Annotated in this window: 14 protein-coding genes; 11 read left to right on the forward strand and 3 right to left on the reverse strand. The window is 49.5% G+C overall.

Translation table 11 applies throughout. The annotated features are described in order from the left end of the window. The first annotated feature begins 40 nt into the window (after positions 1–40). The 4 genes from EDC33_RS00855 (at position 41) to EDC33_RS00870 (ending at position 4,884) form a co-directional block, all read left to right on the forward strand. Positions 41–1,735: a septation ring formation regulator EzrA gene (locus tag EDC33_RS00855; RefSeq protein ID WP_124009899.1), complete on the forward strand. Its 1,695-nt coding sequence runs from the start codon at positions 41–43 to the stop codon at positions 1,733–1,735. Between the two features lie 66 nt (positions 1,736–1,801). Next, positions 1,802–2,920 carry a cysteine desulfurase family protein gene (locus EDC33_RS00860; RefSeq protein ID WP_229716686.1) on the forward strand — a complete coding sequence of 373 codons (1,119 nt, stop codon included), beginning with the start codon at positions 1,802–1,804 and terminating at the stop codon, positions 2,918–2,920. Next, positions 2,917–4,116 (forward strand): tRNA uracil 4-sulfurtransferase ThiI, encoded by a 1,200-nt coding sequence (thiI, locus tag EDC33_RS00865; protein ID WP_124009901.1) that lies wholly within the window; start codon positions 2,917–2,919, stop codon positions 4,114–4,116. The genes EDC33_RS00860 and thiI overlap by 4 nt, the downstream gene beginning before the upstream one ends. Before the next feature lie 3 nt (positions 4,117–4,119). Beyond that, on the forward strand, positions 4,120–4,884 hold the full coding sequence (locus EDC33_RS00870; protein ID WP_124009902.1) for a TSUP family transporter: 765 nt from the start codon (positions 4,120–4,122) through the stop codon (positions 4,882–4,884). A gap of 25 nt (positions 4,885–4,909) precedes the next feature. On the opposite strand, the gene EDC33_RS00875 is transcribed toward EDC33_RS00870, so the two are convergent. Continuing rightward, a complete protein-coding gene (locus EDC33_RS00875) occupies positions 4,910–5,710 on the reverse strand; it encodes an NAD kinase (protein WP_040106726.1) in 801 nt (266 codons plus the stop codon). Between the two features lie 83 nt (positions 5,711–5,793). Here EDC33_RS00875 and sppA point away from each other — a divergent pair, with 83 nt between their 5' ends. From sppA to EDC33_RS00905, 6 genes are all read left to right on the forward strand, one after another. Then, on the forward strand, positions 5,794–6,792 hold the full coding sequence (sppA, locus tag EDC33_RS00880) for a signal peptide peptidase SppA (RefSeq protein ID WP_124009903.1): 999 nt from the start codon (positions 5,794–5,796) through the stop codon (positions 6,790–6,792). A 12-nt stretch (positions 6,793–6,804) separates the two neighbouring features. Further along, positions 6,805–7,344 (forward strand): RDD family protein, encoded by a 540-nt coding sequence (locus tag EDC33_RS00885; protein WP_124009904.1) that lies wholly within the window; start codon positions 6,805–6,807, stop codon positions 7,342–7,344. A gap of 23 nt (positions 7,345–7,367) precedes the next feature. Beyond that, entirely contained in the window at positions 7,368–7,865 is a 498-nt protein-coding gene (gene tpx, locus EDC33_RS00890; RefSeq protein WP_094905414.1) for a thiol peroxidase, read from the forward strand. Positions 7,866–7,949: 84 nt separating this feature from the next. Continuing rightward, entirely contained in the window at positions 7,950–8,831 is an 882-nt protein-coding gene (locus tag EDC33_RS00895) for a class I SAM-dependent methyltransferase (RefSeq protein WP_249036063.1), read from the forward strand. 17 nt (positions 8,832–8,848) lie between these two features. After that, entirely contained in the window at positions 8,849–10,039 is a 1,191-nt protein-coding gene (locus EDC33_RS00900; RefSeq protein WP_124009905.1) for an acetate kinase, read from the forward strand. 211 nt (positions 10,040–10,250) lie between these two features. Then, a complete protein-coding gene (locus tag EDC33_RS00905) occupies positions 10,251–11,033 on the forward strand; it encodes an Ltp family lipoprotein (protein WP_229716669.1) in 783 nt (260 codons plus the stop codon). Positions 11,034–11,097: 64 nt separating this feature from the next. Here the strand turns inward: EDC33_RS00905 and EDC33_RS00910 are convergent, their stop codons facing one another. Beyond that, complete coding sequence (locus tag EDC33_RS00910; protein WP_040106732.1) at positions 11,098–11,595, reverse strand: universal stress protein; 498 nt, start codon at positions 11,593–11,595, stop codon at positions 11,098–11,100. Between the two features lie 157 nt (positions 11,596–11,752). On the opposite strand from EDC33_RS00910, the gene ald reads away from it, so the two are divergent. Continuing rightward, positions 11,753–12,865 (forward strand): alanine dehydrogenase, encoded by a 1,113-nt coding sequence (gene ald, locus EDC33_RS00915; protein WP_124009906.1) that lies wholly within the window; start codon positions 11,753–11,755, stop codon positions 12,863–12,865. 68 nt (positions 12,866–12,933) lie between these two features. Here ald and EDC33_RS00920 read toward each other — a convergent pair whose 3' ends face one another. Continuing rightward, a complete protein-coding gene (locus EDC33_RS00920) occupies positions 12,934–14,064 on the reverse strand; it encodes an alcohol dehydrogenase catalytic domain-containing protein (RefSeq protein WP_094905418.1) in 1,131 nt (376 codons plus the stop codon). Positions 14,065–14,076: the final 12 nt, after the last annotated feature.

The raw sequence follows: 14,076 nt of genomic DNA on the forward strand, positions 1-14,076 counted from the left end.
TTTAAGCTATAATCTAATTATATACTTAGGAGGTAGCTGTATGTGGGTCTATGTTTTAATCATTGTCATACTGGCTGTCGTGATCGCGATCGGCACGCTGTTATATATGCGCAACATCAGAAAAGATGATATAAAGACGCAATATGTAAAACTCGAGGGGATACGAAATCTGCCGTTTCAGGATGAGCTCGTCAAAGTCAAGGACTACAACCTCCACGGCGAGGCGCAGTTACTGTACAAGACTTGGCAGTCGGACTGGCAGAACGTACTTAAACACTCTCTGGTAGAGGCCCAAAATGACCTGGATCAGGCTACTGAAGATGTTGAAAAATTTCGTTTCAACGACAGTCGTGCCAAGACTGAAAGTGCAAATGCGAAACTGGAGAGTGTCGAGGAGAAGTACAAAGCGCTTTCCGGTGAAATCCATCAACTGATCGATGCGAACGAGGAGGGCGAGCGGAAGTACAGTGAGGCGGAGCAGCTGTATCGTGAGTCGAAACGCGATGTACTTGCGAACGGGCATCAGTTCGGTGATGCACAGCCACACCTGGAAAAGCTCATTGAAACATATGAACCTGAACTGAAAGACTATGAAAAGCAGGTGAACCAGGGCAACTATGTCACTGCCAACAAGGAGATAGACGAAGTCCATGAGGAGCTCTCCATACTCAAGGAGAACATGGATGAAATACCGCTCCTGATCAAGGAGGTCCAGAAGGATCTGCCCCAGCAGTTCCAGGAAGTGCGCTTCGGATGCCGTGACTTGAAGGCGGATGGGTATGACCTCGAACATATCAAGGTGGAGGGCAAGCTGTCCACACTCAAAGGGAAGCTCAACCTGGTTGAACCGCTGATCACCCGTCTTGAACTTGATGAGGCCAGGGACATCCTGGAGGACATCAATACCCAGCTGGATGACATGCTTGAACTTGTTGAGCATGAAGTCATGGCGAAAACGAAAGTCGACCATGAAAAGGACATCATTACGGATGACCTTTTCCATGCGAAGGACATGAACTACACGCTGCGTACTGAAATCGACTATGTGAAAGAGCAGTTCCATATCAATGAAACGGATATCCATCAGGTGCAGAAGTACGAACATGAGATCGAGGGCATGATCGAAATCTATGATGAGATCATCTCCGAAACATCCAAATCGATGGCGCGGTACAGCGAAGTTCTGGATAATCTGGAGTACATCAAGGATAACATCGGCTCCATCAATGAAGAACAGCAGCAGATCCAGCAATATCTGATCAATCTGCGTGAAGATGAGGCGGAAGCCCGTGAGAATGCCCTCCTGATACAGGACCGCAAAGAGGAAATCTACAGGGAGCTTCTTGGATCGAACTTGACGAGTGTTCCGGAAAAGTTCCTGGTCATGAAGAACGAACTCGACATAGACGTCAAAGAGATCAACAAGTACTTCAAGCGGCGTCCCCTGAATGTCCAATACATCAAGGACAAGGTGAACCGTACGGTGATTCTGATGAACAAATATGAGCAGGAAGCATACGAGATACTTCAGGCGGCACGGCTCACTGAAGTGATGATCCAGTATGGCAACCGCTACAGGAGGGACGACCCGGATTTCAACCATAAGTTGAATGAAGCGGAACGCCTCTTCAGGGAAAACCGCTACAAGCGTGCCCTTGAGATCGTCCGGGCGGCCTTGGACAAAGTGGAACCGGGAGCAGCAGAACGTATTGAGAAAGAATTTGATAAGCGCTAGAATAGGAGACTTGGGATGACAGATCCCAAGTCCCTTTTGTGTGAGGAGTGATATATTTTGATATACATGGATAACGCAGCAACGACACGTCCATACGACGACGTGCTGGAGACATATATGAACGTCAATAAGATGTATTATGCCAATACGTCAAGCATCCACCAGGCGGGGCGGGAAGCGGCAAAGCTGCTGGAAGCCTCAAGGCGGCAGATCCTCGACCTGATGGGTCTCGAAGGATATGACTGCATTTTCACTTCAGGTGCGACGGAAAGCAACAATATCGCCATCCAGAGTGTGCTCCGCCATAAGAAGCCTTTCGGCAGGACGGTGCTCCTCAGTGAACTTGAACATCCAAGTGTCATCAATGTGGGGGAAGTGATGAAGGACGAGGGCTTCAATGTCCGCTATATCCGCACCCTGCCTGATGGCACGGTCGATATGGCGCACCTCGGGGAGCTGCTCGATGATGACGTCGTCTTCGTCACTGTGATGGCGGTCAACAATATCGTCGGCACCATCCAGCCGATAAGAGAAATGATTGGGATGCTGAAGGCATACCCGAAGGTGCATTTTCACGTCGATGCCACACAGGCTGTCGGCAAAATGAGGATGGATTACAGAGGGGTGGATTCCCTCAGCATCAGTGCCCATAAATTCCATGGAGTAAAAGGCATCGGGGCGCTTATTGCTCGCGAAGCGGAGACGCTGTCCGCCATTGCATACGGGGGTGGTCATGAAAGGAACATCAGAAGCGGTACCGTCAACCTGCCGGGAGCCGTCTCGATGGCGCGGGCGCTGAGGAACAGCGATGAAACGCTGGATGCAGCGGAGAAACGGGTATATGCCTATAACAGGAAGGTGAAGGAGGCGGTCTCGGGGCTCCATGCGGTACAGGTGCAGCCTGGTGGCGTGCCCCATATCATGAACCTCTCATTCACCGGTGCCAAAGGTGAAGTTGTAGTCAATGCGCTCGGTACCCATGATATATTCGTGTCGACGACGAGTGCATGTGCATCAAAGCTGAAAAAGCTGAATGAAACATTGCTCGCGATGGGAAGCGACCAGCCAGTGATAGAAGGCAGCATAAGGATTTCCTTCAGCAGCCAGACTGAAGAAGCGGAAGTGGATAGACTGATCACCGCGCTCTATGCGGTGCATACTGAAATAGGAGATGTTTTGAAATGATATATGACCATATTCTGGTGAGGTACGGTGAAATTACCCTGAAGACGCGGAACAGGAAGATGTTCATCAACGCATTGCGGCAAAATATGAAACGTGCACTGACGGGTTTCAGCATTGAACTCGCTGCACAATGGGACCGGGCCTACATCACTTTGAACGGGGAGGATCCTGATGCAGTGATGGATGCCATCGAGAATGTGAATGGGATATTGAGTGTCTCGCCCGTGGCGAAGCTCGAGAAGTCCGAAGAAGCAATGAAGGATACGGCCGTCCACTTTGCGGAAGAATTCACCAAGGGGGAGACCTTCAAGATTGAAGTGCGGCGTGCAGACAAGAGCTATCATCTGAAGACATTCGACATACAGTACATGCTCGGCGGATATGTCCTGGAAAATGTGCCGGATCTGAAAGTGGATGTGAAGCACCCCGACCATCAGATCATGGTGGAAGTAAGGACCGACGGGATCTATATGTACCATGAAGTAAGACAATGCATCGGCGGGCTGCCGATCGGCACAGGCGGCCGCGCGCTGCTGATGCTCTCGGGCGGCATCGATTCACCGGTTGCCGGGCTGGAAGTGATGAAGAAGGGGGTCGAGATTGAAGCGGTCCATTTCCATTCGCCCCCTTATACGAGTCCCGAGGCGACTGAAAAGGTCAAGCATCTGGTCGATATCATGTCGAAACGGACCGGAGCGGATATAAAGCTCCACATCGTCCCCTTCACGGAACTCCAGACGAAGATATATGACTGGATTCCGGACAACATGTCCATGACGACGACGCGCCGGATCATGCTTATCATTGCAGAACGGCTGGCAGAACGCATTGATGGGAAGGCGATCGTCAATGGTGAAAATCTCGGACAGGTAGCCTCCCAGACACTCACCAGCATGCATGCGATCAACGCGGTCACAAACTTTCCCGTGCTCCGTCCGCTGTTGACGCTGGAGAAGAATGAAATCGTTGAAATGGCACGCAGATACGGCACCTACGAGACATCCGTGCTGCCGTTTGAAGACTGCTGCACCATCTTCAAGCCTAAATCTCCGAAGACGAGGCCTTTGGTGGAGAAGGTCGAGAAGTTCGAATCCAAGGTTGATTTCGAGCCGATGATCGAAAAGGCACTCGAGGGTATTGAATGCTATTCTGTGAATGAGGCAGAAGAAAAAGAAGCATTCAGTTCGTTGCTGTAGAAGATGGCGGATATTGAACTTTCCGCTCTGCTGCTGGTCATCGCGCTCGGTTTCCTGGCAGCATTCATTGATGCCGTAGTGGGTGGGGGCGGGCTGATTTCAATTCCTGCCCTGCTGGCTACAGGCATGACGCCTGCGACTGCACTCGGCACGAATAAGCTTGCTTCCGCCTTCGGTTCACTGACCAGTTCACTGAAATTCCTGAGGGCCCGGCATGTGGATTTCAGGATGGTGATGAAGCTCTTCCCATTGAGCTTCATCCTCTCCGTATGCGGAGCCCTTGTGGCAGTCCGGATGCCGGGTGAGGTGCTGAAGCCGCTCGTTCTAATCATGCTGATCTTCGTGCTCATCTACACCTTGGTGAAGAAGGATTGGGGCGGTATCGAGAAGAAGGCGGTGTTCACGCGGGAAAAGATCGTCTTCTTGGTGGTCTTCGTCATGCTCATCGGGTTCTATGATGGATTCATGGGTGGCGGCACGGGGTCGTTCCTGATGTTTCTGATGCTTTTTTCCGGCTTTGATTTCCTGAGGTCGGCCGGGAATGCCAAAGTACTGAACTTCGGCAGCAACATCGGGGCGCTGCTGCTCTTCATCCTCATGGGGGAAGTGAATTACACCTATGGACTCGCCATGGGAGCGAGCATGATCCTCGGCTCCTATGCTGGTGCCCATATGGCCATTTCAAAGGGTGTGGGCTATGTGAAGGCATTGTTCATCATCGTCACTTCCATACTCATCCTCGCCAACCTGTATGATTTTTTCCGATAGACGTAAAGAAACTTCCTCTGAGGGCTCAGAGGAAGTTTCTTTGTGTTTTATGCCAGAATGTGTTGTTCTTCAATTTCAGCGTCTTGATGAGCTTATCACTCATCCTCAATTCGACTTTTTCGGTGTTGCGTACGCTCAAGGCTTCATTGTCCAGCGACATGACCGGATAGTAGTCGGTATTCTTGTCGATCAGCAGTGTCAGCGGCCGGTCCTTGTTCAGCAGGAAGCTTGTGCCCAGAGTCCGGTGCGTATTGTTGTTGACGCTCGCCAGTTCGGTAACCTGCATGGCATGGATCAGCGGATCGACCACTGCGCCCCCGATCGACTTGTTGTAGCCGGTGGAGCCTGTCGGGGTGGAGACAAGGATGCCGTCGCCGTTGAACTGTTCAAAGAGGAAATCATTGATGTATACGTCCATCTTTATGGTCCTGACGATGCTCGAGCGGAGTGTGAATTCATTCAGGCAGTAGCTCGGGTTGTTGTCATTCACCTTCACTTCAAGGGCAGGATAGTTCCTGACATCGATGTCATCCCTTTCAAAGGCCTCTTCAAGGCTCTTTATATCCTGATAGTGGAAGTCCACGTAGAAGTATCTGGCGCTATCGATTGCGATGCCAAGGTAGACGCAATCATCCCTGAAATTGCTGCGCCTCACTGCCTGCAGGAAGGCGCCGTCCCCGCCGAGGGAGGCGATTATATCAGCTTCCGCATCGGATTCGACGGTACTTATGCCAAGACGGTTGAAAAGCTCTGAAAGCTCTTTCCTGATTTCTTCAGTTTCTTCCCCATGAGGGGCGTAGAAGTAGACGCTCTTATAATTGATCACTCAGTTCACTCCCGTTTCCTGTTGATAATAAGTATATGGTATCATAAAAGCAGCATACAGTATAATCAGAAAGGGATGTTAATGTGAAAAGGATAATAGCAGTTGTTATTGCATTGGCCCTGCTTGTCTTCGGTGTCATGGCATCGATTTTCAATGCCCTGTGGGCGAGCAATTGGGAAGACGTGTTCGAGGACTATGCAGGCAGTGAATACCCACCTTCCTTTGTGGTGGAGGCGGGCGATGCAAACAGCAGGATCGCCATCCTCAACATAGAGGGGACGATCGTGGATTCAGGATCGTCGAACATGTTCGGCACCGAAGCGTATGATCATACATTGACGGTGGAAGCCTTGAAGGAGATCATCAATGACGACAGCATCAAAGGGGTGCTCCTCAATGTCGATTCTCCGGGCGGGGGCGTATATGAAAGCGCCGAGATACATAAGTATCTGGTGGAAGCCAAAGAAGCCGGCAAGACCATCTACAGTTCGATGGCGGGCATGGCGGCTTCAGGCGGCTATTACGTATCCGCGCCCGCAGATGAGATCTATGCTTCCGACGAGACGCTTACCGGATCGATCGGCGTAATCATGCAGAGCATCAACTACAGCCAGCTTGCAGAAGACTACGGCATCGAATTCGAAACATATGCAAGCGGCGATATGAAGGAAATGCTCGGCGGACATAAGGATCCATCCCAGGAAGAGGAACAGTATGTCCAGGGCATGGTCGACAGCATGTATCAGGACTTCGTCGGTGTCGTTGCGGAAGGCAGGGACATGAGTGAGGGGGAAGTCGAGAACCTTGCTGACGGCAGGATCTATCTCGGGGAGGACGCGATGGAGAATGGTCTCGTCGACCAGATGGGCTATCTTGAAGACGCGTTGGCAGGCCTCAAGGAGAATGTCGGCGGCAACCCTGAGGTCATCGAATATGGACGCGGTGGAAACAACCAGATCTCCTTCAGCTATAAGGCAAAAGAGTTCATAAACGGCCTCTTCGGGGATACCGAAATTGCGCAGATAGAGTCACTACTCAAGAACAGACAGGGCGTCCAACCGATGTACCTGTATGAACAGTAAGGAGGGGTCTGTTTGGAATATAATGAAAGATATGGACCGGAACACGATACACTGTTCGACAAACTCGACTATATGGCTACAGCGCACTTCTTTACGAGACTCGTCAGCTATATCATCGACATCATCATACTATGGTCGGTGTCACAGATTCTCGTCTATCCGATCCTGAATGTATTTGAAATCAGCGATGCATATTTCTGGATACCATTCTTCAGTATTGGTAACATCATGACAGCGGTCATATACTTCACCTATTTTGTGCTGATGACGCATTTCTTCCAACAGACGCTCGGCAAGATGATCACCGGCATCAGCGTCATCTCCCAGGACGGCAGAAAATTGACATTTTCCCAAGTGGTCTATCGTGAACTGGTTGGACGGTTCATCAACAACCAGCTCTTCTATCTGCCATACCTGATGATCATCTTCACAGAGAACAGGATAGGGCTGCATGACTTCTTTGCTGACACATATGTGGTCAAGAACAGCTACGAGAACTACAAGAAAATGATTAAATCCCGCTATTTAAGGGAATCATATGATGGACAGTAATTATACCAGGAGGATGATTGAACATGGCAAACGTAACATTTAAAGGCAACCCGATGACTTTGAGGGGCGAAGAATTGAAAGTTGGAGACCAGGCACCGGACTTCACAGCACTCAATACAAGCCTGGAGCAGGTCAGCCTCAGCGATTTTGAGGGTAAGAGGAAACTCATCAGCGTCATTCCTTCAATCGATACAGGCGTCTGCAGTACACAGACCAAGACCTTCAACGAAAGGGCAGCAGGAGTCGAAAATGTCGAGGTGCTGACAATCTCCAATGACCTGCCGTTTGCACAGAAGAGATGGACTGCCGATGAAGGACTTGAAAATGCAGTTACACTGAGTGACCACAGGGACCTTTCCTTCGGTGAAAACTACGGCGTCGTGATGGAGGAGTTGAGACTGCTCGCACGCAGCGTGTTCATCCTGGATGAGGACAACAAGGTTGTATATGTCGAATACGTACCGGAAGGCACAGATCATCCGGATTACGACAAAGCGATTGAAGCATTGGAAGCAATGTAATATAATAATAAAAAGATTCTGGACTGCCGCTTATTGGCAGTCCATATTTTATGGCAATGAGGAGATTTTATGGAACAGACAAATATGGAAAAAACGTATCAGAAACTCGTACAGGAGACAGACCAGCTGATAGAGGAGAACCCTGATGCCTCAAGACTCGAAGCGCTCGGGGAAGCACTTTTGTATGTAGAGGGTGAGGGCTCATTTGACGAACGGAGGAAAGCATTCCAGTTCGCCTACCTCCAGCAGGTACAGAAGGAGCAGGTCCAGCCCAACCACCAGCTCACCCCCGATTCCATCGGTTATATGGTCGCCCATCTCGTCCAGCTCTTCCATGGAAGCTCCGTGGAGGTCCTGGATGCAGGAAGCGGTACGGGACATCTGTCCATGACGGTGAAGGAACAGGTGGAGGAGGCGCAATTGAATGGGATTGAAGTGGATCCTGTATTGGCCCGGCTGAATGCCAACCTGTGCGAATTCCTGGAGGTTCCGATGAACATCTACCCGCAGGACATCATCGAGCCGGCACGTATAAACCAGGTTGATGCAGCCATCGGGGATCTGCCCGTCGGCTATTATCCACTGGAAGTGGAGGGATTCACCACCGCGTTCAAAAAAGGCAGGAGCTTCGCCCATCTTCTGATGCTGGAGAGCGCCATGACCTACGTCAAGGATGACGGCCTCGGTGTATTCGTCGTACCATCGGACATGCTCGAGAAGGACAATGAGACGATCAAGCAGTACTTGTCTGAAAGCGCGACACTGCTCATGTTCCTGAACCTGCCGAAGAGCATCTTCAAGACCGAGAATCAGCGGAAATCCATCATCGTGATGAAGAAGAACTTCTCGCCGCTCAAGAATAACGAAGTCCTCATCGGGGATGTTCCGGATTTCAAGAATACGTCACAGATGAAACGCTTCTTGGAACAGACGGAATCGTGGTATGATAGTTATGCCAGGAATTAAAATATCGGGAGGAAGTTATGTCTAAGATTATTGCTATAAATGCAGGCAGTTCATCTTTTAAATTCCAATTGTTTGAAATGCCCGAAGAGAAAGAGATCGCAAAAGGACTCGTGGAACGGATAGGGCTTGAAAACGGCATCTTCTCCATCACCATCGATGGGGAAAAGCATAAACTGGAGCAGGATTTCAAAGACCATGAAGAAGCTGTGAACCTTATGCTGAAGAAGCTTGTAGAATACAGGGTCATCAAGGATATCAATGATATCGAAGCAAGTGGCCACAGGGTCGTCCATGGGGGCGAGACATTCGATGATTCGGTTCTGATCGATGATGAAGTCGTACGCCATATCCATGAGCTCAGTGAGCTTGCACCACTGCACAACCCGGCAAACCTGATGGGCATCAACGCATTCAGGGAGCTGCTTCCTCATGTTCCACATGTGGCAGTCTTCGATACTTCATTCCACCAGACCATGCCAGAAAGCTCGTATCTGTACAGTCTGCCGTACCATTACTATAAGGATTACGGCATCAGAAAATACGGCTTCCACGGAACGAGCCATAAATATGTGACGCAGCGTGCCAGTGAGCTCCTCGGAAGACCCCTTGAAGAGCTCAGGATGATCAGCTGCCATCTCGGTAATGGAGCAAGTATCGCTGCGGTCAAAGGCGGGAAATCCGTCGATACTTCCATGGGCTTTACACCACTTGCGGGTGTGACAATGGGAACGCGCTCCGGCAACATCGATCCGGCGCTCATTCCCTACATTATGGAGAAGACCGGAAAATCTGCAGTGGAAGTACTCAATGTACTCAACAAGGAATCCGGCCTCCTCGGAGTGAGCGGTTTCTCCAGCGACCTGCGTGATATTGAAAATGAAGCACAGAAGGGCAATGAAAGAGCCATTCTGGCGCTTGAAGTCTTCGGTGAGAGGATCCACAAGTACATGGGTTCATACGCCACCCGTATGGGCGGACTCGATGCCATCATCTTTACAGCCGGTGTCGGGGAAAATTCTAATATCGTCCGCGAAAAGGTCATCGAAGGCCTCGAATTCATGGGTGTCTATTTCGACCCTTCAATGAATAATGTACGGGGAGAGGAAAAGTTCATCAACCATCCGTATTCTCCGGTCAAGATCATCATCATTCCTACAGACGAGGAAGTCATGATCGCCAGGGATGTCATGAGGATTGCTGGACTGTAAAGGAGCATATACGATCTAGAGGCGTAGGACACGTCCAACCACCCTTCATCACACGATGAGGGGTGGTTTTTTATTGTATAATATTGGTAAAAAGGTGGAAATTTACGTCACTATAATATAGGCTGAATATACAGAAAAATATATTCAATTAATAATCCTAATGATAGGAAATTCCATTTTAAATTTATTATGGCAGAAGGGGAGGAGAGGAATGAAAAGATACTTGTTGATGCTTGGTATTTCGACAACAATGCTGTTGTCGGCATGTGGGGAAGAAGAAGTGAGTTCTGAGACGGCATCTAACGATGAGGTGAAAGTTGTACAGGAGGAGAATGAAGCACTTAAAGAAAGGGTTTCAGAGTTGGAAGGGGAGCTGGAAACAGCTGAAGAAATGGAGAATTCCGAAATTGATGAGGAAGAGATGAGGAAACTTGAGAAAGAAAACGATCAGTTGAATTCCCAGGTTTCCGAGTTGGAAGAAGCGCTTTCTTCAGAAGAGGATCAGGAAGAGGAAGTTACTGCATTGAAGGAAGAGAACGAAACGCTTCAATCTGAACTTGCCGAAACTGAAGAAGAATTGGCCTCGACCCGGCAAGAAATTGAAGATGATACAACTGAGGAAGTTACAGAAGAGCCCGAAGCAGCAGAGGAAGAACAGACTGGAGAGGTTGCTGCAGGAGAGGATGATGTTCCGAGAGAATGGGAATCTGCTTTAAACAGTGCATATAACTATGCTGAAATCATGTATATGTCCAAAGCCGGCATATATGATCAGCTGGTTTCTGAATATGGAGAGAACTTCCCGGAGGAAGCGGCACAATATGCGATAGACAATATTGAGTATGACTGGAAGAGTAATGCTTTGGAATCTGCCAGGTCCTACCAGGATCTGATGGATATGTCCCATGCTGCCATATATGATCAATTGATATCGGACTATGGTGATAAGTTTACGGAAGAAGAGGCTGCCTATGCCATTGAAAATCTGGAGTAGATTTGCGGCAGTAAACTTAATACCCCCTGGATGCTCAGCATCCAGGGGGCTTTTTCAATCATGATCATTTGTTTTCGTTCATGAACTCCTCTGTAGCAACAACAGGTTCGAAATCATCAGGCAATGTCTCTGTTCTGACAACCAATACATCGCAAGGTGCATGGCGTACGATGGCTTCCGATACGGAGCCGATGATGAAGCGTTCAACTGCGTTGAGACCTGTGGCACCACAGGCGATCAGGTCGGCGCCCGTCTTCTTGACAGCTTTCTTAGGGATGATGGATTTCGGGGAACCGTAGTCGATGATCTTGTCGACTTCCTGAACCCCTCTGTCGAGGGCAAGTGCTTCGTAGCCATCCAGCAGCTTTTGCGCAAAATCATTGGCGCGTTGTGAAATCGTGCGGTCATAGGCTTCGACTGATGCGAAGGAGCGCGTATCGATCACGTTGATGATGGAAAGTTTGGAGTTGTTACGCTTGGCGATATCGATTGCTTTGTGGAACGCCCATTCAGCTTCACGGGACCCGTCTACTGCGATTAGAATGTTGTCATACTTAAGCATTTTAAATACCCCTTTCCTTGCTGTATCGCTTTCATGTATATTATACCACAATTTGAGAAATTTATAACTTTTTGAAAAAGAAGTTCATGACTAATTTGTTAACTTTATGATACAATTGTCCCGTTGCTAAGTATACAATTGAAAGGGGTTTCAAAAAATGAAGATTGGTGTGCCTAAGGAAATCAAGAACAACGAGAGCAGGGTCGGTCTGACACCGGGCGGGGTGCATGCTTTTGTTGAAGCAGGCCATACTGTTGTAGTGGAGAAGAATGCAGGGGGAGGCTCCTATTTTGAAGATGTGGATTATACCGATGCAGGAGCGGAAATTGTAGATACTGCAGGGGAGGCATGGGACGCGGAGATGGTCGTAAAGGTCAAGGAACCGCTGCCCGAGGAATTCGGACATTTCAAGGAGGAAATGATCCTGTTTACATATCTTCACCTGGCTCCTGAAAAGGAACTGACACAGGCGCTCCTTGAAAAGAAGGTTACGGCAATCGCCTATGAAACGATACAGCTGCCGGATGGTTCCCTTCCCCTGTTGTCACCGATGAGTGAAGTGGCCGGGCGCATGGCGACACAGATCGGTGCAGAATATCTGCAGAAGATCAAAGGGGGCAAAGGGGTCCTGCTGAGTGGTGTGCCGGGTGTTTCCCGCGGTAAGGTGACGATCATCGGAGGCGGCATGGCTGGAACGAATGCTGCCAAGATGGCTGTCGGACTGGGAGCGGATGTAACGATCCTGGACCTTAACCCAAAACGTTTGAGGGAGTTGGATGATCTTTTCGGCACAAGTGTCCAGACCCTCATGTCATCTCCTCTGAATATTGCACAGGCCGTCAGGGACAGCGATCTCGTCATTGGTGCAGTGCTCATTCCGGGCGCAAAGGCTCCACGTCTTGTCACTGAAGAAATGATCAGCTCCATGAATGCAGGGTCGGTAATCGTAGATATCGCCATCGACCAGGGCGGCATCTTCGAGACGACTGATAAAGTGACGACGCATGATGATCCGATCTACTTCAAGCACGATGTCGTACACTATGCTGTGGCGAACATGCCGGGCGCAGTACCGCGTACGTCCACGATTGCTTTGACGAATGCGACCATGGCCTACGGTCTGCAGATTGCGAACAAGGGCTACAGGGAAGCGGCAAAGTCGAACCCATCACTGCTCGGAGGCTTCAATACACTTGACGGTCATGTGACCTACAAGGCTGTGGCGGAAGCACAGAACCTCGAATACAAAGATGTGAATGACCTTCTGTAAAATAGAGTCATTCAACGGAGAAAGCCCTGCAGAGCACTTGCTCTGCAGGGCTTTCTTCATTCTCCATCCTATGGCTTCATGACTACTTTTATGCAGTCATCTTCGTGGCCATCGAAAATCTTATACATCTTTTCAGCTTTTTTAAGGGGTACTTTATGGGTGATGATATCAGTCGGATCGATTTTACCATCTTCCACCATCCTGTACAGTTCAGGCATGAAGTGTATGACTGGGGCCTGTCCTGCTTTTACTGTAATGTTCCTGGTGAAGATCTTCGGCAGTGGGAAGCCTGCAGCAGGCGCACCATAGATGCCGGTCAATTGGATGGTTCCAAATTTCTTGACCGAGTCTGCAGCAGTGATGATCGGGTCGATTGTGCCGATCTGTCCGCCGAGCGTCTTGATGCGGTCCTTCGCTGTAATTTCTCCATCCATGCCGACGCAGTCGATGACGACTTCGGCACCGCCCCTTGTGGATTCATGGAGATATTTGCCGATATCATCGTATTCCTTGTAGTTGAAAGTTTCGACATTGTTTGTACGTTTGGCATGGTTCAGCCTGACAGGGTCATGGTCGACTGCAATGACACGCTTTGCACCTTTCATCCAAGCGAATTTCTGTGTCATCAGGCCGACTGGACCGGAACCGAGGACAATCACGGTATCCCCATTTTTGACGCCGCTGTTTACGACGCTCCAGTAGGCTGTAGGCATCACATCAGAGAGGAACAGAAGACTTTCGTCTTCAAGTTCGCTTTCTTCCGGTACGACGAACGAAGTGAAGTCGGCATAGGGTACCCTTAAGTATTCCGCTTGTCCACCCGGATAGTTTCCGAACTGCTCGGAGAAACCGAAATAGGCGCCGGTGTCACCGTGTGGATTTGAAACGTCACATTGACTTTCCATCTGATTCTGGCAGAAGTGGCATTCGCCGCAGCTGACGTTGAAGGGGATTACTACGCGGTCCCCTTTTTTGATCTTCTGGACACCGGGGCCGACTTCCTCTACGATACCCATCGGTTCATGTCCGATGATGTAGTCATTTGATATTGGCATGGTTTTTCTGTAAAGATGCAGGTCTGAGCCGCATATCGCTGTCGAGGTAACGCGTATGATCATGTCTGTTCCTTCTTGGATTTCAGGCGCTTTCATCTTCTTGACTTTGACTTTGTTTTTTCCCTGTACAGTTACAGCTTGCACAATTGACACATC

It is taken from the genome of Salinicoccus roseus (assembly GCF_003814515.1).
In the GTDB taxonomy this organism is placed as follows: domain Bacteria; phylum Bacillota; class Bacilli; order Staphylococcales; family Salinicoccaceae; genus Salinicoccus; species Salinicoccus roseus.

Coding starts and splice junctions, on each gene's coding strand:
- EDC33_RS00860 (WP_229716686.1), top strand. CDS start 1,802: ATGGATAACGCAGCAACGACACGTCCATACGACGACGTGCTGGAGACA.
- thiI (WP_124009901.1), top strand. CDS start 2,917: ATGATATATGACCATATTCTGGTGAGGTACGGTGAAATTACCCTGAAG.
- EDC33_RS00870 (WP_124009902.1), top strand. CDS start 4,120: ATGGCGGATATTGAACTTTCCGCTCTGCTGCTGGTCATCGCGCTCGGT.
- EDC33_RS00895 (WP_249036063.1), top strand. CDS start 7,950: ATGGAAAAAACGTATCAGAAACTCGTACAGGAGACAGACCAGCTGATA.
- tpx (WP_094905414.1), top strand. CDS start 7,368: ATGGCAAACGTAACATTTAAAGGCAACCCGATGACTTTGAGGGGCGAA.
- EDC33_RS00855 (WP_124009899.1), top strand. CDS start 41: ATGTGGGTCTATGTTTTAATCATTGTCATACTGGCTGTCGTGATCGCG.
- EDC33_RS00905 (WP_229716669.1), top strand. CDS start 10,251: ATGAAAAGATACTTGTTGATGCTTGGTATTTCGACAACAATGCTGTTG.
- ald (WP_124009906.1), top strand. CDS start 11,753: ATGAAGATTGGTGTGCCTAAGGAAATCAAGAACAACGAGAGCAGGGTC.
- EDC33_RS00910 (WP_040106732.1), bottom strand. CDS start 11,595: ATGCTTAAGTATGACAACATTCTAATCGCAGTAGACGGGTCCCGTGAA.
- EDC33_RS00900 (WP_124009905.1), top strand. CDS start 8,849: ATGTCTAAGATTATTGCTATAAATGCAGGCAGTTCATCTTTTAAATTC.